Genomic DNA, 25,923 nt, shown 5'->3' on the forward strand with positions numbered 1-25,923 from the left:
AGGCCCCGTTGGATCAGAAGCGCACGCCACTGGCGCAGACGCTGCAACCTTGGCCGATCGACAGGCTGTTGCTGCCTTGGTTGCCGGCGCCGGATTGCAGGTTCACACCCACGTTGCCGGAGTTGCGGTTAACCGAATTGTCGAGGCTGGCGTTGTTGGACACGTATTGCGGTTTGCCATAGCCATGACTGCTGGTGGCGCTATTGAGGTAGCTGTTGTTGAGCGAGTTCTGCTCGGTGTTGGACGCCGCTGCGATGTTCTTGCCGTCAGCGGTGGTGATCGCCAGGTTGTTTTTACCCTGGTTGCCTTGCCCGGCCTGGCCGTTGTAACCCACGTTACCGGAGTTGCCGTTCACCGAGTTGTCCAGTGAGGCGTTGTTTTGCGTGCCTTTGTTGACGAAATTGTTGTTGCTGCTGCCTTGATCAACATCGATCACCGCGAACACCGTGGCAAAGTCGCCTTTGGCACTGGAGATGGCACCGGCGTTGTCAGCCTGGTTACCGGAACCCGACTGCGCATTGACCCCCACGTTACCGCTGTTGCCGGTGACAGAGCCGTCGGCAGAGGCATTGTTTTCGGTGTTGGTGTCGTCGAATTTGCTGTGCTGGCTTTTTTGCACATCAGTGACCACAGCGGCAACAGTACCGGTAGGTTGAGGCGCCGGATGCCAGCCACCGCCTGCTTGAGCGGCGGCAGCCATGAGTGCGGCGAGAGCGAAAACCATTGGTTTCAGAGCCATTTGAGGTTTCATGGTGTTTCTCCTTGCTTCTAATTAGTTGGGTTAAGTGTTGGTACGGTCCAGCCAGTGCTACCAAGCGTTCACTTGATAGTGATACCCAGGGTGTTAGCCACTCGGTTCCCCACCCCGGCACTCTGGTTCACCTGAATCACTCCTCGGCTGCCGGTGAAGGCCTGGTCGCTGGTCACGACCTGGCGGCTGCCAGTGGTGGGGGTGAGCCCTGAGTCGGTCAACTGCGTCGTGTTCTGTTGCAACAGGACGCTGTCATCGATGCTTTGCGGGCCAGGATTGAGACTGATCCGCACGGCATTGATCGATTGGTTATTGGCCCCGGCCGACTGGTTGATGCCCAGCACGCCGTTGCCGTTGCTGAAAGAGGTGCCCAGGATCGCCGCCTTGGCGTTCAAGGACGGGTCGACATTGCCGTCGAGTTTCTGGATGTTGAGGTTGGTGGCCTGGCCGCCAAGGACAATGGCGCGGCTGTTGGACATCTGTTGCTGGTTACCGGCCGCCTGGTTGATCGACAGCACGCCTTCGTACTGGTTACCGCTGCCTTGGATCACGGCCGTGTTGTCAGCCATCGTCGACGCACTGCCCAGCAGCGCCACCATCAGCACGAGGCGCTTCATTACTTGCCCCCCATCATGCTGCCGAGGTTATTCAAGGGGGTCATGCCGCGCTGGATCGAATCACTGATCTGCCCACCCATGCCGCTGCCCGCGCCGTGGCCGGCGGCTGCGCCGGTGCCCAGGGTCGACATGCCGTTTTGCGTGGCGCTCAAGCCCGCCTGATTACCGCTGGGCTGCAGGGAACGCGCAAGGCTCGAACCGCTGCGAATACCGCCGATGTCCACATCGCTGAGTTCGCCGGAAATGGCGCTGTTCACTTCTTTGCTGGGGTTGGCGTTGGCGGTGTTGGGGTAGGGGTCCGGAAGGGAGGTGCGCCCGTACATATGACCTTGCACGGTGCGCCCTGTCACGATCACGCCATCACCCGCCTGGCTCGGCAGGCTGATGCCAGCACTGAGCACGCAACTGATCAGCAGTGCGTTTATCGAGGCATGAGTGAGTGCGTTCACGGCGGCAGTCCTTGTTATTCACGCTGACCCTAAACAGCGCTGTCAGGGAAAGAGCAGAAGGCGTGCCGCTTTTTATTTTTCTTCTGGATTCAGTGTATTGCGAGTTGCGCTGGAGGATTGATCGGCTGGGTGTTTCACGCGTGAGACAGTCGCCCTGCGGCGCGATGTGCTCCGCCGCTCGCGCCAGTTGTATCACTGGTGAAACAGTGCCCATGACAAAATCATGAATCCGCAGCCACTGGGCGATTCAGCGCAGTTGGGTGTTTCAAAAATGGACAGGTAGCCGCAGGCTCAGCCTTTGGGCGTTTTACGCGGAATGGAGTTGAGTACAGGGTTGCCATCCTGGTTCTGGGTCAGGTAGACCGGCAGCACCTTGGGCAGGGAAGGGATGAGGTTGTTGACCTCACTGAGGTTATAGATACCGCCAATGCGAATGGTCCCGGTGCCCGCGTCCGCCAGCATCGCGGGTTTGTCCAGGTAGCGGTTGATCAGCGGCAGGGCGTCGGCCAGGGCCAGGTTGTCGAGCACCAGCTTGCCCGTGCGCCACGCCAGCGCGTTGTCATTGGGATTGAAGGCCTGGACCTCGGGCGTGGTGTCGCCCTGATGATAGCTGGCCTGCATGCCAGGGCTCAGTTGCACGCCGGGGTGCAGGTTGTCACTGGAGATCTGTACGGAGCCCTCGAGCAGCATCACCCGGACCTTGTCTTCGTATTTCCAGACGTTGAACTGAGTCCCGGTCACCCGCACCTGGCCTTCCCCGCGCGCACGATGAAAGGGTGGGCGCTGTCATGGCTGACCTTGAAAAACGCTTCACCTTTTTTCAGCGTAACGCGTCGCTGGTCCTTGTAGTCGCTGTAGACCAGTTCGGTGCCCAGGTTCAACTCCACCTGGCTGCCATCGCCGAGGGTGATGTTGCGCAAACCGTTGACCGCTTCGAAACGCTTATAGGAACTTGGCAACCAGCCGGCTTCCCAGCCAGTGAACGCGGCCAGGGGTAACGCGGCGAGGCAAATCGCGGCTGCGACCGCGTAGGTGCGCCAGCGCGAGCGTGGCTTGAACGGTAGCACCAGCGGCGGCGCCGGGCTGCGGGGCAGGTGGTCGGCCACTTCCCAGATTTCCAGCATGGCGGCGTATTCGAAAGCGTGCAGCGGGTGCGCATCGTGCCATTGGGTAAAGGCTTGACGCTCCGCCGCCGTGCAGTCGCCCGCATGCATGCGCATGCACCAATGCGCGGCGGCGTCGGTGATGGCGTCATATTCGGCTTCTGTAAGGGACTTTTCGCTCATTAACTCATCCTGATTTCGCACATTCTAACCTCCCGAGGCGGACAGCGAGAACAGCCGTCATGGCAATTGCATATCAATTGGAACTTGTTCTCGTTTGGCGTGACCTGAAAATCAGCACATTCCCGCCGGGAGCCTGTTCAGGCTCCTATATCCAGCCTTCGGCCGAGTTCACTGATCATGTAAGTGACGGAATCGGCATTGGCCAGGATCGTATCGATACGTTTGTCGGTATTGCTCATAAAGATTGACCGAGCCTCAACCAGTGTTCGGCAGTCGGTGGTGCTCAGTACCTTTGCCTTTTGCGACGAGGTGGCTTCACTGCTGCCGAAGTCTTCCCATGCCTGACTGAAGTCGTTCCATGTCTTGAACAGCAGCCTGACCGGCGTCAGGGTGGACAGCGCGGTTTCGCGCAGGTCCGAAAGGTCGGTCTGCATCAGCTTTGTGCGCGGGGTGCTGACCTTGATCAGGTCTGGGAACGGCCGCATGCTGTCCAGGTAGGCCAGGTCCTCGGTCTGGGATTTGAGATGAGTTATCTCGTGAATCAGTATGGTAGCTCGTGCATGGGCCATGATGTCGAAAGGGGTATTCAGATTGTTTTGATAGATGTCCATGGGCGGGTCGAAGAAGCGGTCCAGCAAATAGATTTTCTGGTCCGGGTCCTTGGGAATCACGAAAGCAAAGGCATGTTTTGGATCATAGCGATGGGTGCCGCTGACAAAGCGCGTTGAGTCGGGGTCGATCAAGGTGGGGTTGCCCAACTCATTGAGTACTTCATCGATTCGCCGCTTGATTCTTCCCAGCTGAGCGGGCGTCATTGTGACAATGCCGAACAACTCACCGAAAAACCGCCCGATACGGCTTAGGGGATCCAAGTGTGTCGCGAAGTAGAGGAGGTTGAGCTTGCAGGTGGCCGTATAACAGGTCGCCACGTTGAGTGCTTCAGCAATGCACTGTGCTTTCCAGCTGGATAACGCGGCAATTTCCCTCATCCCCCTCGCTTCGATATTGATGGAATCTCGTTCGGCTGCTCGCGTCTGAACCTTGCCTGAGAAGCGACTCAATGTTTTACCGTACAGTGGATGATGCCGGTCGAGGTCCAGCACCCATGCGCCCTTGGCGTCGCGTTGTATATAGGGGCCCCGCAGCTCGCCCTGGTTCAGGCGCCAGCGCTCACCGGCACTTTTCACCGGGTACACCTTGCCCGCCAACGGCACGAAATGCCGGATGCCGGTCTTGTCCCGATAGAGGTGGGTTTGCGCGCTCAGTTCCAGATCGCGCAAGGCGGTATCGTGCTGTTCGAAGGCTTGCAGCTCTGTGCGCCAGGGTGCCGTCAGATCCACGTCATCCGGTTTGACGTCTGCCTTTGGGGCGGGCGTTTGCGGCAAGAGTTGGTCCAGGCCCTCGCGCAGGGAGGCTAATGCGGCCACGCCTCCGATGAAGGTCTTGAACGCATGTTGCCAGCGGTGTTGCTGCAAGTCTTCGGCGGAGGTTTTGAACAGTTTGTAGCTGCGCCACACTGCCAACGGGTAGGCCAGCTTGCCGACCATGAACTGCAGGCTTTTGGGGATTTCCTGGGTGAGCAGGCTGGTGATCGCATCCCATGCTGCCTGGCCTGATCGCGAGAACTGGGAGGCCAGCATTCCCAGGAGCATCTCGGCATTGTCTTCAAACAGCCGCTTGAGCAGGTTGCCAGTGATAGACGTTGCCCCAAAACTGATCTCCGAGCGCTCATGGCGCGGTTTTTCGTTGAGCAAATTGCGGTAAGTGGCTTGCTCGGGCGCCTCCAACTGGCCGACTACCCAGTCCTGCAGCGCACCGGGCGTGGTCAACTCGTTGAGGAACGCCGCTTCATTGGCATATTCCTTCAAACCATGTGTGGGGCTGTAGGGGGCGTACAGGATCAGGGGGCCCGAAGCGCCGGCCTTGGGACCGATCAAGTAGCAGCCCAACGCTTTGACCAGCGCCGCGCCTGGGGTGGCGAGCAGTTCGAGGGGCCGAATGATCGCCGTTACGCCCGCCACGGCGGCACGCGCCAGCGCGTCGGGCATATCGAAGACATGCCGGATGAAGCCCCAGGCCGACGCGGACAGCCGCTCATCCAGGGTTTGTTGATGGGCATAGTGCAGCAACTGCCAGGGCAATTGCCGACAGAACAATTGACGACGCTCGCGGCTATCCTCGGTCTGGTCTTTGAGGTGGGTGGTCAGTAGCTTCTGGAAGGTACTTTTCAAATCCACTTGTCGAACCAGTTGCACGATGGCATCGCCGTTCAGCCCCTCCGGCAACGCGGCGGCTGTACGCGATTGTGGCCGGATATCTTCGGCGTGCAGCTCGGGCAAGTGCCGCAGGGCGAAGTCGGTCAGGGTCTGCGCGCTGCCCTTCAAGTCGATACGACTCGGTATCAGTACGTTGTCCGGGTTGATCGATTGCCCGGGAAAGCGCTTATCGAGCAAGGTTGAAAGGGTGCTCCTGGCCGCGTCGCGCAGAGGCGTGATGCTGTGCAGGTAGTCACGCTCGTCCGGCGCGCTGATGCGGTATTGCTCGAGCAGTTCGGCGTGCAGGCGTTGCTCGCGGGGGCTTGCCATGCCCAGCCATACCGGCAGCGCTTGCAGGTTGATCAGGGCCCGCGCAATGGCAATGGACCTGGGCAGGTTGGTTGGTGGTGCCCGGCGGATGATGCTGTCCATGCAGTCCTGAAAGCGCTCTGCGTTCAATTTCATCGAGAATAAATGGTCTATCTCGTCTCGCGTGAAGTCACTGTAGCTCTGTTGCCGGTCGTGCAGCAGGTGGTCGTCGATACGCCGCAGTGGGCCGAACTGCCAGGCCTGATGGGGGACACGCTTGGAGATCGGCAGGTTCTCCAGCAGGGTTAATCGCTTCAGGGGGTCTTGCAAGCGTTGCTCCAGTGCTTGGCGCAGGGCCTTGATCGACCCATAGGCCTCGTAGCCGTTACGTGGCGTCCACAGCAGCGCCGTTCCTGAATGAATGGGGTCCGTGCCGCCACGTTCGGTCAGCACAAAACAGTTAGCCAGGGCCTGAGGCGTGCTCTGCGCGCCGGTTTTGAGGGTCAGGCCAAAGGCATCCGGTATGAACCCGTTCAGGCCGTGACGGGTCATTCGGGTCATGCTGTTGGCGTTCAGAACGCTGTCCAGCAGGGCGAGGCTTTGGGCCGGCAAACTCTTGTGCAGCCGTCTCAACTGCGCCTCACCGCTCAAACCCTGCAACATGCCCAGGCTCAGGTGCGCCTGGTTATTCTCCAGGAGGAGATTGGGCAGTGCACGCAGGTCGTCACGTGCAAACGTGCCCAGGACTCGCTCGATGATCGAATTGAAGGTCGCGATGCTCAGGTTATGCAGCTTATAGGCGACACCGGCATGGCGGTCGCCGTAGAACCAGGTCAGGGTGGACTCGCTCAGCGCATCGGTTTGCCGGGCCAGGCGGGCAATGAAGTGCTCGACCATGCTCGATGAGGCCAGGGGCGGGCGGATTTCGCGCTCCAGGGCCTGGGTGGGGTAGGTATTGATATGAACCTCGTCGGCCTTCAGCGCCAATTGGCGCTTGGCCAACTCGGCGTCCAGTGCATGGGCCGCCAGTTCGCGCAAGGTCAGATACCGGCTGCGCTCCTCGGCCATTGCCGCCTCGATCGCCTGCAATCGCTGCAGGTGCAACTTGGACTTTTCCGCCTGGACCGTGGTGGGGCGGCCACTGTCAGTGGTGATGGGATGGACGGTCCAGCGCCCGTCCGTCTCCTGCTCCAGCAAACGGCTGTCGAGCATGGTCCGTACGTCCAGGGCACTTTCGACTTGTGCGGCCAGGTCGACGCCGCCCGCGCTGCGCCGAAACAGCCCCAGCGCCGTTTCCAGGTTGTCGAATTGCTTGGCGATGATGTCCTCGATGATTTCCTGGAACACATCGCCAGCGACGGGCTTGCCGGTCACCTGGATGTGATCCATGCCGACAAACACACTGCGCTCATCCACGGACAGGAAATTGAGCAGCTCATCTTCGTGTCCTGCGGTTTTGAGCATGCTCAACAGGGCATCGTTAAGGTCGTTCAGATCTGCGAGTACCTGCAAACCCCGTGATTGGGTGTAGAGGTAAGCCTGGGAATTGCTGATCATCAGGGTGCTGGCCAGATCGACGTAATGTTGAAACGGCGCATGTATGCGCACCTTTTCTACGCTCAGCCGACTGTCGGAGGCGGTACGCGCGGCTTGGTCGGGAAGGAACAGCGCCCTCAGCTTTTGACTTTGATCGGCGGGCAGAATCATTTCCTGTTGCTTGAACAGCAGGTCAACGCGGCATTTGTCACTGATAACCCGGCTGAAAAAGCGTCGGCGTGACTGGCGGCCGTTGAAGTCCTCGTTCCAGTAGGTCTGCAACAGGCTGTTCAATAACGTTGAAAGTATGCCGCTGGTTTGTTCGATCACGCTGTCCCAACGCTGCTGGTCTTGAGCCTGTTGCTCCGGGGTCTGGGCGGCGGTGTCGAGACCGATATTGGAAAAAGTATGCGTCTGGTCCGTCGGCCACGCGTGATTCACATAAAAACGCAACAGCGCATCGCGCAGGGGCTCGGAGGTGACCCATCGACGGTCTTCTGCGGCCGACTCTCGGCTGAAGAAGCTCACCCGTGTATCGCGCTGGTTCAGGCCCGGGAAATAGGGACGGGCCATGATGCCGAGCAAGGTGTCGAGCATCCCGTGCAGGCTTGGGAGTTTGCGCAACTCGTCGAGCATGACTGCTACGTTTTTCTGCTGGCCGTCCAGGATGGCTTGCTGCTGGTCCTCCATCACCGCACCCTGGATGACGGAGGTGGTCGCGGTCAGGCGCACCGCCAGCGGCAGCGCATCCTGCTCGTCGATAGACAAAAAGCGCAGCAAATCGCTGCGTTGTGCAGGTTGCCTCAGCCGCTCGTCCACTTCATTGAGCAGGGCGGTGTGGCTGTCGAACAACTCCAGCCCTGTGTACGGGGTGTAGAGCACGGCCTTTGCCTCGTCCGGCGTCGGGCTGATGACAAAGGCGCCTGCCAGTGGGGTGGGGTGTTTGCCGGTGGGGTTGATCAGCAACCTTTCCACCAGCATGGGGTACTCGTTTAAGGTCGTGTCCCTGCGTGCCGTGTCAGTGGCGTAGTACAGCGTGTGCAGCCAATTCAGATCTTTCACCGTGAAGCCCAGCGCACGCTCCCGGGGCGTGGGCTCCTTGCGGCTGACAGGATGCAGGAATTCATCGAAAAAGTAGGGCACGGTCACATTCGCCATCCGGCATCTCCATTGTTGCGAGGTTATGAACCGTCAACGTAGAGGGCGGCGGCGGGCGTGCTGCGGTAGATAACTGGCTCAGACGTCAAGCGCCCGTTGACAGCAGGCACGGGAGGCGTTGTTTAATCGTCGGTCTGGATTCTTGTTGTCTCTTCCAATTACAAAATCGGAGCTACAGATGTCTGCCCAGTCCCCGATAGGTGACAACGCGACAGCGCTCATCGGTTTCAACGACCTGGTGGGGTTGCTGCAAGCGGTGTTCGTGAAGCACGGCACCTCGCCACAAGTGGCTGCGATCCTGGCGCACAATTGCGCCAGCGCCGAGCGCGACGGCGCACATAGTCACGGCATCTTTCGCATGCCCGGTTACCTCAGTACGCTCGCCAGCGGCTGGGTGGACGGCCAGGCGCTGCCGCTGGTGACGGACGTCGCCAGCGGTTTCGTGCGGGTAGACGCCTGCAATGGGTTTGCCCAGCCGGCCCTGGCCGCTGCCCGCCCCTTGCTGGTGGCCAAGGCCCGCAGCGCCGGGATCGCGTTGCTGGCGATCCACAACTCCCACCATTTCGCCGCGCTGTGGCCGGATGTCGAGCCCTTCGCCGAAGAAGGGCTGGTGGCCTTGAGCGTGGTCAACAGCATGACCTGCGTGGTGCCCCATGGCGCCGACCGCCCGTTGTTCGGCACCAACCCCATTGCCTTTGCCGCGCCGCGCGCCGACGGCCCGCCGATCGTGTTCGACCTGGCCACCAGCGCCATCGCCCATGGCGACGTGCAGATCGCCGCGCGCAAGGGCGAACGCCTGCCACCGGGCATGGGCGTGGACAGCCTGGGCCAGCCGACCCAGGACCCGAAAGCCATTCTGGAAGGCGGCGCGCTGTTGCCGTTTGGCGGGCACAAGGGCTCGGCACTGTCGATGATGGTCGAGTTGCTGGCGGCCGCGTTAACGGGCGGTAATTTTTCGTTCGAATTCAGTTGGGCTGATCATCCGGGGGCGCGTACACCGTGGACAGGCCAGCTGCTGATCGTGATCGACCCGAGCAAGACCGCCGGGCAAAGCTTTGCTGTGCGCAGCCAGGAACTGGTGCGACAGATGCATGCGGCGGGGTTGCGGCGGTTGCCGGGTGATCGGCGGCATCGCGCACGGGCGAAGTCGCAGGAAACGGGGATTGAACTTGAGGTACATGACCTGCAGCAGCTGCAAGCGTTGGCTGCGGTTTGAAGGGGCTGCGCCCTGGGCGCAGCCCCTGCTTATCAGTGACGGCGACCGAGCAGCAGGCCTACCACCAGGCCAAAGCCTGCGGAAATCGCCACGGTCTGCCAGGGGTGACCACCGATATAAGTCTCGGTGGCATCGACTACCGGCTTGCTGCGTTCACGAACGTTGGACACTGAGTCCAGGGCTTGCTTGAGTTTGATGGCGACCTGCTCGCGCAGGGTTTCGCCTTCCTCACCCACCAGTGATGCACTGCTCTTGAGCAGTTTGTCAGATTCTTCAATCAGCGAAGTCAGTTCGCTGAAGGCTTGATCCTTGATTTGATCTTCGACGGATTGGGCGGCGGTTTTGCGGGCCATGTGTGACTCCTTGCAAGTGTAGGTGACAGTGAACAATGGAGTATCGGGCGCTGGCAAAAGTTGCAGTTATTTTGCGGGCTGCCCATTTGCGGCAAAATCGAAATCGGGTCTTTTCGACCTACAGTGTAAGATGTCACCTATTTGTGCAGCAGGTAATTCAACATGAGCTTCAATCTCGCCAACAAGACCCTCGCCGAACGCGCCGAGCTGGAAGATGAAAAGTCCCGTCTCTATGACCTGTGGCAAACCAACCTGGGCAAGGCCAAGGGCGAAGCCGCGCGCTTGTTCGGCGAGCGCGCCAAGCGCAAGGGCAAATGGGCCGAGTGGGTGCGCGCGGAACTGGACGGCATGTCGCCGCCGGAGTTTTCCAACATGGTGCGCAGCGAAGTCAACAAGCTGATGGCCGCGGCTAAATAAAGCACGCCTCGATCGCCTCGCGAACCTTCAACAGCAAGGGGTCGAGCTGGGCCTGGGTGCGCCAGCCCAGCTCGACCGGATAGCGGGGCAACGCCAGTGGGCAGGGCAATACGCGCAAGCCGGTCAGGCGGGCGATGGCCTCGGCGGCATGCCCAGGAATCGTCGCCACCGCCGCGCTGCCCTTGAGCAGAAACGCCAAGGCGGCAAAGTGGCTGGTGGACGCGCACACCTGGCGGCTCAAGCCGTGCGCCGCCAAGCCTTCATCGGTAATGCCGATAAACCCACCCGACGACACAAGCACATGTTCGCGCGCGACGAACTCCGCCAGGTCGAGCTGTTGCTGGCCGGGCGCCAGGCTGTCCGGATCCACCAGGCAGCGATAGTCACCTTCCCCGAGCACTTGCCGACTCAGGCGCCGCTCGGCAAACCCGCCGGCGGTGATCGCCAGGTCCAGGCTGCGGTCGAGCAGGGCGTCGGCGACGATCTGGCTGTGGGTCTGGCGGAAGATCACCCGCAGCTTCGGCAGACGCTGCCGCAGGCAGCGTGATTGTCGGGCCGATGGGAGACATTCTGGCCGGGCCGCTGGTGGGTGAGGCGGGCCTGCTGACAGCGCGGATCGATACCGATGAGTTGGTGCGGGCCAGGTATGACTATGACGTGGTGGGGCATTATGCCCGGCCGGATATTTTTGAGTTGACGGTGGACGAGCGCGCCAAGCCGGGTGTGCGCTATATCGCTGACTAAACGCGGTTAAACATGTGGGAGGGGGCTTGCCCCGATGGCGGTGGTCAGTTGCAGATAGGCTGACTGGTACACAACCATCGGGGGCAAGCCCCCTCCCACATTTGGATCTCTGGCGTTTGGGCGATTTATAGGTGGGCCATGGCCAGTTGCACAGCATCACCTCGGTAGGTTGATGCCTACCTGATGTATGAGGGGCAAAATGTGGGAGGGGGCTTGCTCCCGATGGCGGCCTGACAGCCGACCAGAATGCTGGATCAGAACGAGTACATATCCGTTCCCGCGGTAACGGCGGCTGGCGGTTCCGCTTTTACAGCGTGTCACTTTGGAAGGACCCAAAAGTAACCAAAAGGTCCTCGCCCCACCACTCGGCACCTCGCCTAGGCTCGGTGTGCCCGTAATCCGACATTGATTTGGGGGGCCGCCGCCACGCGCCATCCATGGCGCGGGGCGGCTAAACCGGCATTCCTGCCGGTTTACCCCCCCCAAATCACTATCGAATTGCGGCCAGCGTGGTTTAACGGGGCGCCTAGATCAAAAGCAAGATCAAGAGCGACTCGCTTCGCATCGTGGTTACCGTAGGCTGCTACAAAGTTGTGTAGATACCTATGCCCCGATGGCAGCCTGTCAGTCACCTGACCCAGTGACTGACAGGCTGCCATCGGGAGCAAGCCCCCTCCCACATTTGATCTTTATCGTTTGAGAGATTTGGATTCCAACCACTCTTTACGGGTCATTTCCCAAATGTCCCGTGGGAAAGTGCCTGCGACAAATTCGCCCTCATCCGTCTTGATCAAACGCATGCCGGTGCGCTCTGAAATTCGCCGTGACCCCAGGTTTGGCGCAGCCTTGGGCGCACGTAACACGGGGCGCTGGAGCACGCCAAACCAATAGTCGGTCACGGCGGCACTGGCTTCGGGCATCAACCCTTGCCGATGCCACTGCGGCCCCAGCCAGAATCCGCGATTGTTGTCCGCTTCATCCATCAGGCTGACATTGCCAATCAACTGTTCAGGCGCGGTTTTAAGACGGATCGACCAGTGCCATTCCTCACCCCGGAGCATGGCGGGCAGGGCCACGTGTTGCAGATAGGTGCGTGCGCCATCCGCCGGATAAGGCCATGGCACCTGCGCGTTGAGGTAGCGCACCACCTCCCAGTGGGGAAATTGCTGCTGGATCGCCTCGGCATCTTCAAGCACCAGCGGGCGCAGAATCAGGCGTTCGGTGAAGAGTGTCGGTTGCATGCCCTTCACCAGGTCGCCGTATTCGGTAAATCCAGCGTGCCCCGCTCGACAAAGCGCATCGTCCCGAACAGTCCACCCGCCAGTTTGCCCCGCAGTACATAGGGCAGGTTATTCAAGCTCTGGGTCTGGCTCAGGCCCAGGGTCTGGCGCAATACGGTGAACGCCGAAACGCTGACCGGCACCATCAGCACGGCTTCGGAGAATCGCGGGATGCTGCCGGCCTGGTCGCTGACGCCCGAGGCCAATGGTCGGCCGTTGACCTCCAGGTCCAGGGCCACGCCGTTGTAGTCGATTGGCGTTTCATTGGGGTTCTGCACCCGCAGCTTCACCGCGAAGCGTACTTCCAGGTCCTGGCTTTGCAGGGGTTCGATGCCGACCACGTTGATCTTGACCGGATCGCGATTGGGGAACAGCGCGCAGGCGCTCAAGGTCAGTAGCAACAGCGATAGAACCATGAGCTTGCGCATACAAAGGCCCTCCTAGTGTTTGGTGACGTCCGGGTCCTGCATGACCTTGAGGGTAGAGGACTCCGGATCGAATTCATCTTCTTGCAGCTCTATGAACTCTTCCGGCAGGAAAATGTTCAGCAAGATTGCACAGAACGCCCCCACGGTGATCGGTGATTCGAAAATGTTGTGCAGCGCCTTGGGCAGGTCGCGCAGCACTTCCGGCACGGCGGCCACACCCAGGCCCATTCCCAGGGAAATCGCCACGATCAGCACATTGCGTCGGTGCAGCCCGGCTTCGGCGAGGATCTTGATGCCGGCCACGGCCACGGTGCCGAACATGATCAGGGTCGCGCCGCCCAGCACCGGCTTGGGCATCAATTGCAACACCGCGCCGATCATCGGGAACAGTCCCAGCAGTACCAGCAGGCCGGCGATGAAGTACGCCACGTAGCGGCTGGCGACGCCGGTCAGTTGGATCACGCCGTTGTTCTGGGCGAACGTTACCATCGGCAGGCTGTTGAAGGTGGCCGCCATGGCCGAGTTGAGCCCGTCGGCCAACAGGCCGGACTTGATGCGCTTGATGTACAGCGGGCCCTTGACCGGCTGCTGGGAAATCATCGAGTTGGCCGTCAGATCCCCGGCGGCCTCCAGCGGCGAAATCAGGAAGATCACCGCCACCGGGATAAACGCCACCCAGTCGAACGAAAACCCGTACTTGAACGGCACCGGCACGCTGATCAAGGGCACCTGGGGCAGGGCGGTCATGTCCACCCGGCCCAGCCACCACGCCACCACAAAGCCCAGGGTCAGGCCGATCACGATCGAGCCCAGGCGCAGGAACGGGTTGTCGAAGCGGTTGAGCACCACGATGGTCAGCAGCACCAGCGCCGCCAGGCCCATGTTACTGGCGGCGCCCAAGTCGCCCGCACCAAAGCCGCCGGCCATGTCGGTGACCGCTACCTTGATCAGCGACAAGCCCATCAAGGTGATGATGGTGCCGGTGACCACCGGGGTAATCAGCTTGCGCAGCTTGCCGATGAACTGGCTGAGCACCACTTCGATAAACGCCGCGAAAAAGCAGATGCCAAAGATCGTCGAAAGAATCTCATCAGTGCCGCCGCCGCGGGCCTTGACCATGAAGCCGGCACTCAGGATCACGCTGATAAAGGAAAAACTGGTGCCTTGCAGGCATAACAGCCCGGAGCCGATGGGGCCGAAGGTACGTGCCTGTACGAAAGTGCCGAGCCCCGAGACAAACAGCGCCATGCTCACCAGATAAGGCACTTCGCTTTCCAGGCCCAGCACACCACCGACGATCAGAGTCGGCGTGATGATGCCGACGAAGCTCGCCAGCACATGCTGCAAGGCGGCAAATATCGCCGCCGTGAAGTGCGGACGGTCTTCCAGGCCGTAGATCAGGTCGGATTTATAGCGCGGGCGGGGGGCTTGAGCGTCAGACAAAATGAGGGCTCGGGTCAGAAAAGGGAGGCGCAGGATGCCAGAAACGGCCAGTCGTCAGAAGTGTAATAAATTATTTATAAAGCGCCTGCATAAAACGTCGACATCAGCCGATACCCCGTATAGGCCCACCTATCCATTACACCAGGGGTGGCCAAGGTCTGGGTAGCGCGTTGGCGCTGACGGATCGATTCGCGGCAGGCCGCTGGCGAACATCACTTCTGAGAGCCCCCTTATGTCCCTGCGTCATCTGAATATTGCCCCTCGCGCATTTCTCGGGTTTGCCTTCATTGCAGTGCTGGTGGTCATTTTGGGGGTATTTGCGGTCAACCGCATGACCCTGATGCGCCAGGCTTCGCTGGACATGAGCACCAATCAGCTGCCCAGTGTGACGTACCTGGGGCATATGACGGAAAACGTGTTGCGCATGCGCATCCTGTCCTTTCGCGTGTTGGTCAACCGTGAGCCGGCGGCCCTGCAGGAAGCCGAAGCCCGCATCGGCGTGTTGGTGGACAAGGTCAGGGTCGCGCAGACCCATTACGCCGCGTTGCCGGCAAATGTCGAGGAGGCGGTGTTGTATAAGGCATTCGCCACTACCTTGGACAACTACGTCAAGGCCCAGGCCGACATGATTGCCCTGTCCAGGCAAGACAAGGTCGATGAAATGCGCGCCCTGATCAACAGCCGTATCAAGGAAGGCACCGACCAGATGGGCGAGCAGTTGAACAAACTGATCGCCCTCAACGCCGCCGGCGCCAAGGCTGCCGATACCCAGGCAGAACACAGTTACGAAGGCGCCATTACCGGCGTCATCGTGGTGTCGGTCGCCGCTGCGTTGCTGACGGTGTTGCTGGCCTGGCTGCTGACCCGCAGCATCGTCACGCCGTTGCGCAAGGCCGTGCAAGCGGCTGAAAGCATCGCCGGCGGCAACCTGACGACAACCATCGAGGACGACGGCAAGGACGAACCGGCGCGCCTGATCAGTGCCTTGTCGACCATGCAGGCCAACCTGCGCCAGACCATCCAGCACATTGCAGGTTCGGCCACGCAGCTTGGGTCGGCTGCCGAAGAACTGAGCGCAGTCACCGAAGAAGCCTCCCGTGGCTTGCAACAGCAGAACAATGAAATCGACCAGGCGGCCACGGCGGTCAATGAGATGACTGCAGCGGTGGAAGAAGTGGCGCGCAATGCGGTGTCCACCTCCGAAGCGTCCGGCCAGTCCAACCAGGCGGCGCGGGAAGGGCGCGACCGGGTGGTGGAGACGGTCGGGGCAATCCAGACCATGACCCAGGATGTGCAGAACACGGCGGCGATGATCGAAGGGCTGGCAGCGCAAGGGCGTGACATCGGCAAGGTACTGGACGTGATCCGTGCGATTGCCGAGCAGACCAACCTGTTGGCGCTCAACGCCGCGATCGAAGCGGCGCGTGCCGGTGAAGCCGGGCGTGGCTTCGCCGTGGTGGCCGACGAAGTGCGGGCGCTGGCCCATCGCACCGCGCAGTCCACCCAGGAAATCGAGAAAATGGTCGCCGGCATCCAGAACGGCACCGGTGAAGCCGTGCAATCCATGCAGCAGAGCAACCAGCGCACCCAACACACCCTGGAACTGGCCCGCGCCGCTGGCGTGGCACTGGAGCAGATCACCCAGTCGATCAGCCTGATCAACGAACGCAACCTGGTGATCGCCAGCGCCTCGGAAGAGCAGGCTCAGGTGTCGCGCGAAGTGGACCGCAACCTGGTGAATATCCGTGACCTGGCGACGCAGTCGGCAGCGGGCGCCAACCAGACCAGCGCGGCCAGCCATGAGCTGTCGCGGTTGGCGGTGGATTTGAATGGAATGGTGGCCAAGTTCGTTATCTGACCATTTGAAATGCAGGCAAAAGGGTGGGAGGGGGCTTGCCCTGATGCCATTGTAGGAGCGAGCTTGCTCGCGAAGAACTCAGGGGCCCCGCGTTCATTCAGAATGAATGTGTTGCCTAGACGTTTTTCGCGAGCAAGCTCGCTCCTACAGTGATAGGGCTCGCCCCTTATTTCCAGGCGCCTGGGTTCACCAGGTTCTGCGGGCGCTCGCCGGATAACGCCTGCAGCAGATTATCCACCGCACATTTGGCCATCGCCTCGCGTGTCTCATGGGTCGCCGAGCCTATGTGCGGCGTCGCCACCACATTGTTCAACCGCAGCAGCGGCGATGCGTGGTCGAGCGGTTCTTTCTCGAACACATCCAACCCGGCCGCGCGAATGGTGCGCTGTTGCAAGGCTTCGACCAGCGCCGCTTCGTCCACCACCTTGCCCCGGGAAATGTTGATAAAGATCGTCTCCGGCCCCATCAACGCGAACTCTTCAGCGCCAATCAGCTTCTCGGTTTCAGCCGTCAGCGGCAAGGTCAGGCAGACAAAATCCGCCTCTTTGAGCAGTTCCGACAAGCTGCGGTACTGCGCGCCAAAACGCGCCTCTACCGCAGGCTTGGGCGAATGGCTGTGGTAGATCACCGGCATGCCGAAGCCAAAATGCCCACGCTGGGCCAAGGCTTCGCCGATGCGACCCATGCCGATGATGCCCAGAGTCTTGCCGTGTACATCGCTGCCGAAGTGTGCCGGGCCGATGTTCTTGTTCCATTGGCCGGCGCGCACCATGTCGGCCAGTTCCACCACGCGTCGGGCAGTCGCCAGGATCAGCGCAAAGCCGGTGTCGGCGGTGGTTTCGGTGAGCACATCCGGCGTGTTGCTGAGCAGGATGCCGCGCTGGGTGAGGTAGTCGATATCGTAATTGTCCACCCCCACGGAAACGCTCGCCACCGCTTCCAGCTTCGGCGCAAGGTCAAGCAGCCCGGCATCCAGGCGCAGGCTGGCGCCCAACAGCCCGTGGGCGTTGGGCAGGGCGCTGCGCAGTCGGGCCAGGCCGGCCTCGTCCAGTGAATCGATCAAGGTCACGTCGGCCTGCTCATGCAGGCGGGCCATCAGCGGCGCGGAGAGTTTCTTGTATAAAACCACGCATTTTTTCATCAGGAATTGGCCTTCATTTCGAGGGTAGCCACGGGCTCGCGTACGCGGTCGCTGGCGCCGGGCTTGAGGAAAATCGTCAGCACCACCGACAGCATCAACGCACCGCTCATCAACAGGTACGAAGCGCCCGGCGAGCCGGTGCTGCTATTGAGGTAACCCACCAGGTACGAACCGCCGAACGAGCCCAGTGCGCCCATGCTGTTGATCAGCGCCATGGCGCCGCCGGCGACGTTGGCCGGAAGGATTTCCGGAACGATGGCGAAGAACGGACCATAAGGCGCGTACATGCACGCCCCGGCGATCACCAGCAGGGTGTAGGACCACCAGAAGTGTTCAGCCCCGAGCGCGTAGGAGGCATAGAAAGCGATGGAGGCAACCAACAGCGGCGGCCAGACGAAGCGTTTACGCTTTTGCAGCTTGTCCGAACCCCAGGACACCACCAGCATGCCGATCACCGCCGCCAGGTAGGGCAGGGCTGACAGCCAGCCGGCTTCGACCATGTCCATCTTCAGGCCGGCCTTGAGGATCGACGGCAGCCACAGCACGAAGCCGTATACGCCAATGCTCCAGCAGAAGAACTGCAGCGCCAGGATGATCACCTTCGGCGAGCGAAAGGCCTCGGCGTAGTTCTTCACCGCCTTGATCCCGACTTGCTCGGCGGCCAGGGCAGTTTCCAGGCTGTGCTTTTCCGTGTCGCTCAGCCACTTGGCGTCCTTGGGACGCTCGTCGGCCAGCTTCCACCAGATAAATGCCCATAACACCGCCGGCAGGCCCTCGATGATAAACATCCAGCGCCAGCTGAAATGCTGCACCAGATAGCCCGAGACCACCGACATCCACAGCATGGTCACCGGGTTGCCGAGGATCAGGAAGGTGTTGGCCCGCGAGCGTTCCGCACGGGTGAACCAGTGGCACAGGTACACCAGCATCGCCGGCATCACCGCAGCCTCGACCACCCCGAGCATGAAGCGAATGACGATCAGCATGTAGGCGTTGGAGACCACCCCGGTCAGGGTAGCCAGGCCGCCCCACAGGATCAGGCTGACGAAAATCAGCTTTTTGACGCTGCGCTTCTGCGCGTAGATCGCCCCCGGCACCTGGAAGAAAAAGTAGCCGAGGAAAAACAGCGCGCCGAGCAGGGACGACATGCCCGGCGTGATCATCAGGTCTTCGGCCATCCCCGAGGCGGCGGCAAAGCCGTAGTTGGCGCGGTCCAGGTAGGCCAGGCTGTAAGTGATAAACACGATGGGCATGATGTACCACCAACGGCGGGTGGCGAGTTTCACGGTTTCCATAAGGTTGCTCCTGAGCTTGTTGTAGTTGTGGCAACAGGGAGAGTGGGTAATGGGTCAAGCAACGGATCGGCTGGGTAACTCGGCGCGGGTGGGCAGCCCTTCCATGTCGCCGCGGCTCTGTACGGCGCGGCTGCCGATCCAGTTGCCGCGTTGTACCGCCTCGGGAAAGCTGGCGTTTTCCAGCAGGGCGCTGATCATGCCCACGGCAAAACCATCGCCGGCGCCCACGGTGTCGACCACCTTGTCCACGCGCACGGCGGCGACAAAGCCCTGGTCCATCTGGGTGCGGTAATACGCGCCATCGGGCCCGAGCTTGATTGCCACGGCTTCGGCGCCCTGGTCGAGGTAGAACGCGGCAATATCCGCCGGGTCATCGAAGCCGGTAAGCAGCTGGCCTTCGCCCAGGCCTGGCAATACCCAGTCAGCCAGGCCGGCCAGGGCGTTGATTTCGCGGATCATCTGCGCCTGGCTGGCCCACAGGGATGGACGCAGGTTCGGATCGAAGGACACGCTGCGCCCGGCCTTGCGCATCTGTGTCATCAACTCCACGGACAATTCGCGGGTGGCCTCGGACAACGCCGGCACAATCCCGGTGGCATGCAGGTGGCGAGCTTGCAACAGGGCCGGGCTGATAGCGGCAATCGACAGATGGCTGGCCGCCGAACCTTTGCGGAAGTACTCCACCTGAGGATCGGCGCCAGCTTCTTCGCGGGACTTGAGTTGGAAACCGGTGGGGTGCAGCGGGTCGATGGCTACGTGGCTACAGTCCAGGCCTTCGTTGACCAGGGTGTCGACCACGAAGCGCCCGAGGGAGTCGTTACCCACCCGGCTCAACCACGCGACATTGAAACCCAGGCGCGACAGGCCAATCGCGACATTGCTGTCGGCCCCGGCAATGCGTTTGTGAAACTGGCCGACCTGGGCCAGGTCGCCGGTCTGCTCGGCGACGAACATCGCCATGGTCTCGCCAAACGACAGGATATCGATCTCAGACATGGGCATTCTCCACGCGGGGTTGGCCAAGGCGGGCGAGGGTGGCGACCTGTTGCGCAGTGACCTGGATCAGGTCGTCGCCCTGCAGCGGAAATTCCACCGCCCGGGTAATACCTTGGGTCATGTGCGTGAGCAGTTGTTCCCACAGATGCAGGTCGGTGGCGCCAGGCGGCTGGGCTACCAGCTTGCCGTCCGGACGACGGGCCACGGCCTTGCAGTGCAAGTAGTCCACGTGCCGGCCCAGCAGGCGCGCGGCGGTGAGCGCGGATTGGTCCTGCCATTGCCAGTTGCCGATGTCGAAGGTCATCCTGACCGGCAGGCCCAGGCGGTCGACCTCGGTGAAAAACCGTTGCATCGGCTCGATCCGCCCACCGTGCAGGGTCTGGTCATTTTCTACCAGCAGCTTGACCGCGTGGCGATTGAGCAGGGCGTGCAGGCTTTCGAGGTCGTTGGTGTCGGTGAAGTAACCCAGGGACACTTTCAGCCAGCGCGAGCCGAAGGCCTGGGCGCGGTCCAGGGTCGCGGCCAAGTCTGCATTGGGCTGGGCACGGCCGGCGACCCAGAGTTCCAGGGGCGAGGAAAACACCGATTCCAGGCCTTGCTCGGCGGCGGCCTGGGCCAGGGTGCCAGGCGGTTCGGTGGTCAGCAGTTCTTCACGCCATTCGATGCGCCGGGCACCGGCGGCGTGCAGCAGCGCGACAAAACTCAATTGGCCCTGCTGGCGGACCAACTCGGCGCCGTAGCTGGAAAGGCTGATAGAGACGGGATATTCATGCATTGTTGTTTACCTCTGAAACCGGTTTCATTTTTTATGCGCAGAACAAAATGTGGGAGGGGGCTTGCCCCCGATAGCGTTGGGTCAGCTACAGCTAAGCTGACTGATATGCCGCAATCGGGGGCAAGCCCCCTCCCACAGGGAGTTGGGTGGAGCCTCGGATGATCAGTTGGGGCAAAAAATCCAGGGTACGGGTGGGGGCTGTGTCACCGCGCAAACGCTTGAGCAGGCAGTCGAACGCACTGGCACCAATCGCCTCGGTCGGCTGGGCGAGCGCTGTGATGCCACTGCCCACCAGCGGATACCAGTCGAGGTCATCCAGGGCAATCAGGCCGATATCGTCGAACAGGTGGCAGCCCAACGCCTTGAGCGCACGGGTGCACGCCAGCGCCGCCACGCCGTTGGCGCAGAACAGCGCTTTGCGCGTGGGTTTGGCCAGGAAGATGCGCAGGTGATGTTCCAGCGCGTCGTTCAACTCGAGTACGGCGCCGTGCATGTCCGGGCGGTTGGCGACTTCAGTTTTGAAACTGTGCAGGCGTTCGAGCCGTGAACTGGTGCCGTCGGTCGCCTCGCTCACCAGCAGCACCTCGCGATAACCCTGCTGCTCAAGGTGTTCCAGCGCCATACGCACCGCCGCCGGGTTGTCCAACCCCACCAGGTCGCTGTGCAGCGGCTCGACCTTGCGGTCTACCAGCACCAGGGGCATTTCCCGTTGCAGTTCCAGCAGTTGGTCGAGGTGATGGCCGAGGGTGTTCACGATCAGCCCTTCGATGTTGTACGAACGCAGCGCCGCCAGGTGCTGGCGCTCTTGTTCGTCATCGCGGTCGGTGTTGCACACCACCAGGCTATAGCCATGCTGGCGGCAGGCGGTTTCGACGCCGTGCATCACGGCAATGGAATAGGGGTTGCGGATATCGGCCACCAGCATGCCGATCAGGCGCGTGCGCCCACGTTTGAGGCCACGGGCCATCTGGTTGGGGCGGTAGCCAAGTTCATCGATGGCTTGCTCGATGCGCAGGGCGATGGCATCGGAGAGCAGGGCGCGGTCATCGCCGATAAAACGCGACACGCTGGCCTTGGACACACCAGCACGCTCGGCGACATCAAGCATGGTCACGCGGCTGCGCTGGGCGGCGGAAAATGAAGTCACGGTGGCGGGCCTTTCTTATTGGAATAGAAAATTTGGGGTCAGGCTGAAACCGGTTTCAGAAGACACCATGTCAGCAAACGCGTCAAGAGTTGTACGAAAAAATTGCCGGCAGCCCGAGCCTTAATAACCGACGAATGGCAAGGAAAACCTGTCAAGTCTGACAGTAGTCGCACTCCCCAATCAGGTGCCTAATCGTGCTCAACAGGCGGCCTTCGAATAGGAGCATGCACCATGGACACGCCCGGTAACGGACCATTGCCCACCCTCCGTAAACAGCGCAATGGCGTGCTGATGCTGGACCCCTTCGCAGAGATCGTCGGCGTACCGGTATCAGACCCGGACGGGCTCATCGTCAGCCCTTACAACGCAATGCCATTGGAGTGCCGTATCAAAAAATGGGCCCCGGGGCCAACGCTGGGCCGTACCAATACGCTCCAATTGATCTGGAAGGTGGGCGGCGTTGAGCGAGTCGCTGACTTCGTCGTTTTTGACGAAATATCTTTTGCCGCAGCGACCTTTCCTTACTCCCTGTATGTGCCAGCACACTACATGATGGATTTCGACGCAGTCATCGAGTTGCGGTATCGGGTTGTAGAAGAGGGCAGCCCGGATGTGGATTCACCTCCCCGAATGCTGAGGCTGGACCGCAATCCTCCGGTGTTTGTTTCACCTTCCGATCATCCCGAGTTTGTCGATTCTGACATTGCCTCGTCTGGCATTACCGAAAGCGTTCTTGCCAATTACGAATTCATAGAGATCAAAGTGCCGAAATTCCTAGTGCGAGAGCGAGATGATCAGGTTGCCCTGTATTTGTCGGATGAAACGCCGCCGTTTCCTATGATTTATGACTATATCCAGACGTTTCACTTCATTGACGAACCCCTGGTGCTCAGGGTTCATCGCGACCTGTTCCGCGCGCTGCCCAACGGCAGGGCTTATATGACGGTGCGTGCCTACGACAGGGCGGGAAACTACAGCCCCCTGAGTGCTTCGATGGATTTTATGGTCAACCTGATTCCGTCTCCCGGTAGATTGCCACCTCCCGAAATCCGGCCGCCGGCCTACTACGATCTGCTGCTCAAGCGCGATGATGCCCGCGCCGGCATCGCGGTCGTTATTCCGACGCAATACGACGGATACGCCCCAGGCGACGCCGTGGTGGTCCTCTGGCACGGGCGACCGGTTGCGGAAACGCCGATCACTGGTTTTCCATTTACCGTGACTGTCCCCTGGTCAATTTTGCGTATACCGGGCCCGCTGATGCGTGAGTCGGTACCTGTGCAATACGAAATACGTCGAGCGGGCCGGCCCCCTTTTCCATCACCGGTACGTTCGTTCGAGACAGACTTCACGATTGCAGGCCAGGACCATGCCAATGCCCCCGCGTTGCTTAACGCTTCACTGACCAAGGTGCAGGTGTTCGGCAATGGGTCGGGGTTGTTCAATGAGCTGGATTTGCGCGACCGAATCGCTGGTGCCAGTGTATGGGTGCGACTTTATATGGACCCGCAACCGGGCCAAGTGCTTTCACTGTACTGGGGCAATAGAGGGCCGGTGGCCTATTACACGGTCCAGCCAGGCGATGTCTATGATCAATTAATCAGGTTTGTGCCGGATGTATCCGGCAGCCTTGTTGTGGAAGAGGGCAATCACCCTGGACTGCCGGTTCATTACACCACCAGCAACGGCGTGAATGAACAACTGGCCCCAGACACGTTGGTCAATGTTCACGTTGACCCCTTGATCGATTTTCCCGACCCGGAAATAAAGCACACGTTGCATGGGAGTGTTCCTTATCTGACCTGTGCCTCACGCCCTGCGATCTGTCACGGGGTTCGGTGGAAAGTGCCTGTTGTGGCACCGATGGACGTTGGCGATGTCATCGATTTTTTTTGGCAGGGGTTCAGGGCTAACAACTGGTCGGACCCTATCATCGGCACCGAATTTAAAGGCAGCTTAACGTTGATATCCGAACATTTTATTAATGGGGCCGAGATAGTCGTGTTGCCTTGGGAGACTAAAATTGAGCCGATGCGTGACTTTGCGTCCGCGACAGCAAAATATTTCGTCTATCGAAATGGCGCGTTGTTGGGCAAGTCCAGTGAGGGTCCGGAAGGGCGCGTACGTATAGATCGAAAGTCACCTGGCGGCAATTACCCTTGCCAGCCTGGAGATCCCGGCTTTTGCGATGGTAAGGACTTGCAATGGTTGCCTGCAGCGGTGGATGACACGCGCGGGTGAGTGGTCGGCCACAACAGTATAAAGCGGAATGATTCGACGCTATGCCAACGGCTGTTTGGGTGTTGTATGGCATGTTTCATTGCTGGTTCTCAATACGTTAAGCATGCGCTGGGTTATCCGTATTACAGGCTCGCCTCAAGGCGGCGAGTATTTCAACACGGGTGCATATGACTACGGTGAGTGACTTGATATGAAAAAGAAACTAGGCCCTTTCGCCATTCAAAAGAGCAAACTGGCAGACAATATACCCATTTCGCTGCCTGCGGCAGTGCCGCGCGGGTATGTTGATAACACCCTTTATCCTGGTTTGCTGACCCGCGCTGCGGTGGATCAGGATCTACTCCTGGACATTCCAGCGTGGTTACCTGTCCCGTCCCCGGCGGATCCTGCCACTCGAGATAATTATATTGATGACACAGGTAACTTCGAGACCGGCTATATTGGCCAAGACGTGCATCGTACGGCAGGACCGTATGTGGCCCGGATAGCTGAGATTGAACTAACTGAAGGCACTCACTCGTACAGTTATAAGGTGACCAATACCTTCGGCACTAATATCTCGGGTTCCTATACGGTCACGTTTATTGTCGATCGAACCGGGCCCTACCAGACTGCCGGTATTGCTCCGCGACCGTTGTCGATGCCGGTCGGGCACTCCGGGCCGCTGGATGCCAAATATTTTGCCGATAACGGCAATGAGGCAAGATTTCCAATTCCCAATTATGACGCCTTTGATGCACAGCCGGGAGACACATGGGAATTGCTGGATGGGCCTGTCGGGGATGTCGTTGCATCAGGCCCGGTGTTTCCCGATGAAGTCGTGGTACTCACCCTGGATCAAGCGAAGAAGTGGGAAGGCGCTCGAAGCCTTTATTACCGGTTACGCGACGCTTCCGGCAACCCCAGCATTCTGCCTTCGCTCGGGTTATCGGTGGTCATTGCCATCATGCCTGCTCCGGTCCTTCAGACGCCGGGCGTCAGGTTGGCATTGAGCCTTACGGGGGTCGGCGATCGCCTGATCGACCGGATGGATGCGGCTGCAGCGTCGGGAATGGATGTGATTATCCCCAACTATGTCCCGGATCGCAGTAAAGACAACCTTTACGTGCGCCTGACCACGTTGCACGGTAATCAGCAGGTCGGTCCCATCCCGCTGGGATCCACTGCGCTTCCTTATAATTTCCCGGTGGATTACCCGGTACTGCGCATCTTATATGGTTCGAGCAACGGGCCTATCGCATTGACGGTAGAATATGCCGTTGAGCGTGGCGGTGTGTTCACTTGGGTGCTCACGGCTGCGGTGATCGAGCTATACCTGTTCGCGCCCGGCCCGGTCAACCCTGCCGAGCCTGACTTGAACAACCCCAATCTGCCCGCGCCTGTATTGACGGGGCCCGTCTCGGCATTGCCGAATGCGCTGGACCCACGTGACGCGCAGCAGGACGCGCCGGTCGCGGTGACTTTGTGGAGTGCCGCGCCCTTGCCTTCAGCCGGACCCTTCACAATTGAACTGTATTATGGGGGCGAGCGGGTTGACAGTGTTGCGGTTGATAACACTACGGCGAACCCGGGTGATGTCATTCCTATGCATGTGCCATGGCCATTCATTTCCAGGCAAGGCAACGGCGTTGGGATTCCATTGCAGTATCGAATCGTCACGACGACTAGCATCAACGCCAACTATTCATTGGTGCAAGGTATTGATGTCTCGGCCAATGTCATTACATTCCAGCAGCCTTCGGTGGTCGGTGCCATCACCACACCAACCGGGCAGGTCATCATCGGCTGCTCTGCGGTTCCACAGCCAAGTGATACCCTGATGGTTTTCGTACCGCCCCATCCTCTCATTACTGAGGGAATGGTCATTCCTTTAGAGTGGATGGCATTCAGCGATGACGCAGGACTGACGCCAATTTCCGCAGCTTCGGATACGTTTACTCACACGGTCAATAGCAGCGAAGTGGTTACAGGTTTCAGAGTTGCTGTCAGACCGGGTAGTACATTCATCAAACCTATCAACGCGGCGAGCCTTTCTGCCGGCTCCGTACGTATCAAGTATTTGGTACCCATTGCAGGTCCCAGTCCGGTGAGCTCTATCGAAACACTAGCCTTGGTGCGTACGTATCTGTCGGGCTCAACGCCAACCTATTGCGACGGAACCACCTGGGCTTAACAGGTTGGGCTTGAAGAGGACCTGCAATGGGTCTTCTTCAAGCCTGCGTTGCTCG

Annotated in this window: 18 protein-coding genes and 3 pseudogenes; 6 read left to right on the forward strand and 15 right to left on the reverse strand. The window is 60.2% G+C overall.

The genetic code is table 11. From position 1 onward, the window contains the following. Positions 1–13: 13 nt before the first annotated feature. The 5 genes and pseudogenes from C4J88_RS10985 to C4J88_RS11005 form a co-directional block, all read right to left on the reverse strand. Positions 14–751: a hypothetical protein gene (locus C4J88_RS10985; RefSeq protein WP_124406908.1), complete on the reverse strand. Its 738-nt coding sequence runs from the start codon at positions 749–751 to the stop codon at positions 14–16. 68 nt (positions 752–819) lie between these two features. Further along, the gene (locus C4J88_RS10990) at positions 820–1,368 is read right to left on the reverse strand and encodes an adhesin (protein WP_124362393.1); all 549 of its coding nucleotides are present in this window, start codon (positions 1,366–1,368) and stop codon (positions 820–822) included. Continuing rightward, entirely contained in the window at positions 1,368–1,817 is a 450-nt protein-coding gene (locus C4J88_RS10995; protein WP_124366642.1) for a hypothetical protein, read from the reverse strand. Before C4J88_RS10995 ends, C4J88_RS10990 begins: the two co-directional genes overlap by 1 nt. A gap of 291 nt (positions 1,818–2,108) precedes the next feature. Further along, positions 2,109–3,103, reverse strand: a pseudogene (locus C4J88_RS11000) (FecR domain-containing protein). A gap of 137 nt (positions 3,104–3,240) precedes the next feature. Continuing rightward, complete coding sequence (locus tag C4J88_RS11005; protein WP_124406909.1) at positions 3,241–8,361, reverse strand: dermonecrotic toxin domain-containing protein; 5,121 nt, start codon at positions 8,359–8,361, stop codon at positions 3,241–3,243. Between the two features lie 178 nt (positions 8,362–8,539). Here C4J88_RS11005 and C4J88_RS11010 point away from each other — a divergent pair, with 178 nt between their 5' ends. Next, positions 8,540–9,577 carry an Ldh family oxidoreductase gene (locus C4J88_RS11010; RefSeq protein ID WP_124406910.1) on the forward strand — a complete coding sequence of 346 codons (1,038 nt, stop codon included), beginning with the start codon at positions 8,540–8,542 and terminating at the stop codon, positions 9,575–9,577. Between the two features lie 32 nt (positions 9,578–9,609). Here C4J88_RS11010 and C4J88_RS11015 read toward each other — a convergent pair whose 3' ends face one another. Then, on the reverse strand, positions 9,610–9,930 hold the full coding sequence (locus tag C4J88_RS11015) for a YqjD family protein (RefSeq protein ID WP_124362397.1): 321 nt from the start codon (positions 9,928–9,930) through the stop codon (positions 9,610–9,612). A gap of 162 nt (positions 9,931–10,092) precedes the next feature. On the opposite strand from C4J88_RS11015, the gene C4J88_RS11020 reads away from it, so the two are divergent. After that, positions 10,093–10,347, forward strand: a complete 255-nt coding sequence (locus C4J88_RS11020) for a hypothetical protein (protein ID WP_003190904.1) — start codon at positions 10,093–10,095, stop codon at positions 10,345–10,347. Here the strand turns inward: C4J88_RS11020 and C4J88_RS11025 are convergent. Beyond that, positions 10,340–10,876: pseudogene (locus tag C4J88_RS11025) on the reverse strand (LysR substrate-binding domain-containing protein); the annotation flags it as partial. The gene C4J88_RS11020 and the pseudogene C4J88_RS11025 sit on opposite strands and share 8 nt — an antisense overlap. Positions 10,877–10,878: 2 nt before the next feature. Between C4J88_RS11025 and C4J88_RS11030 the strand changes: the two are divergent. Continuing rightward, positions 10,879–11,091, forward strand: a pseudogene (locus tag C4J88_RS11030) (carbon-nitrogen hydrolase family protein); the annotation flags it as partial. 689 nt (positions 11,092–11,780) lie between these two features. On the opposite strand, the gene C4J88_RS11040 reads toward C4J88_RS11030, so the two are convergent. From C4J88_RS11040 to C4J88_RS11050, 3 genes are read right to left on the reverse strand one after another with little or no spacing between them, the layout of a single operon-like run. After that, positions 11,781–12,332, reverse strand: a complete 552-nt coding sequence (locus C4J88_RS11040; protein ID WP_124406911.1) for a GNAT family N-acetyltransferase — start codon at positions 12,330–12,332, stop codon at positions 11,781–11,783. A 5-nt stretch (positions 12,333–12,337) separates the two neighbouring features. Further along, the gene (locus tag C4J88_RS11045) at positions 12,338–12,799 is read right to left on the reverse strand and encodes an LEA type 2 family protein (RefSeq protein WP_124366647.1); all 462 of its coding nucleotides are present in this window, start codon (positions 12,797–12,799) and stop codon (positions 12,338–12,340) included. Positions 12,800–12,811: 12 nt separating this feature from the next. Next, positions 12,812–14,242: a nucleobase:cation symporter-2 family protein gene (locus tag C4J88_RS11050; RefSeq protein WP_124366648.1), complete on the reverse strand. Its 1,431-nt coding sequence runs from the start codon at positions 14,240–14,242 to the stop codon at positions 12,812–12,814. Between the two features lie 232 nt (positions 14,243–14,474). On the opposite strand from C4J88_RS11050, the gene C4J88_RS11055 reads away from it, so the two are divergent. Next, positions 14,475–16,100, forward strand: a complete 1,626-nt coding sequence (locus tag C4J88_RS11055) for a methyl-accepting chemotaxis protein (protein WP_124366649.1) — start codon at positions 14,475–14,477, stop codon at positions 16,098–16,100. Positions 16,101–16,266: 166 nt separating this feature from the next. Here the strand turns inward: C4J88_RS11055 and C4J88_RS11060 are convergent, their stop codons facing one another. The 5 genes from C4J88_RS11060 to C4J88_RS11080 all read right to left on the reverse strand — a co-directional run bounded on the left by C4J88_RS11060 (position 16,267) and on the right by C4J88_RS11080 (position 21,454). Further along, a complete protein-coding gene (locus C4J88_RS11060; RefSeq protein ID WP_124406912.1) occupies positions 16,267–17,241 on the reverse strand; it encodes an NAD(P)-dependent oxidoreductase in 975 nt (324 codons plus the stop codon). Further along, positions 17,241–18,536 (reverse strand): MFS transporter, encoded by a 1,296-nt coding sequence (locus C4J88_RS11065; RefSeq protein ID WP_124362403.1) that lies wholly within the window; start codon positions 18,534–18,536, stop codon positions 17,241–17,243. The genes C4J88_RS11060 and C4J88_RS11065 overlap by 1 nt, the downstream gene beginning before the upstream one ends. 54 nt (positions 18,537–18,590) lie before the next feature. Continuing rightward, positions 18,591–19,532 (reverse strand): sugar kinase, encoded by a 942-nt coding sequence (locus tag C4J88_RS11070; RefSeq protein WP_124406913.1) that lies wholly within the window; start codon positions 19,530–19,532, stop codon positions 18,591–18,593. Further along, positions 19,525–20,307: a sugar phosphate isomerase/epimerase gene (locus C4J88_RS11075; RefSeq protein WP_124403864.1), complete on the reverse strand. Its 783-nt coding sequence runs from the start codon at positions 20,305–20,307 to the stop codon at positions 19,525–19,527. The genes C4J88_RS11070 and C4J88_RS11075 overlap by 8 nt, the downstream gene beginning before the upstream one ends. Positions 20,308–20,398: 91 nt before the next feature. Further along, positions 20,399–21,454, reverse strand: coding sequence for a LacI family DNA-binding transcriptional regulator (locus C4J88_RS11080; RefSeq protein ID WP_124406914.1), 1,056 nt, complete (start codon positions 21,452–21,454; stop codon positions 20,399–20,401). A 231-nt stretch (positions 21,455–21,685) separates the two neighbouring features. Between C4J88_RS11080 and C4J88_RS11085 the strand changes: the two genes are divergently transcribed. After that, positions 21,686–23,695 (forward strand): hypothetical protein, encoded by a 2,010-nt coding sequence (locus tag C4J88_RS11085; RefSeq protein ID WP_124406915.1) that lies wholly within the window; start codon positions 21,686–21,688, stop codon positions 23,693–23,695. A gap of 190 nt (positions 23,696–23,885) precedes the next feature. Next, entirely contained in the window at positions 23,886–25,868 is a 1,983-nt protein-coding gene (locus C4J88_RS11090) for a hypothetical protein (RefSeq protein ID WP_124406916.1), read from the forward strand. The last annotated feature ends 55 nt before the right edge of the window (positions 25,869–25,923 follow it).

The organism is Pseudomonas sp. R4-39-08, assembly GCF_003852275.1.
Taxonomy (GTDB): domain Bacteria; phylum Pseudomonadota; class Gammaproteobacteria; order Pseudomonadales; family Pseudomonadaceae; genus Aquipseudomonas.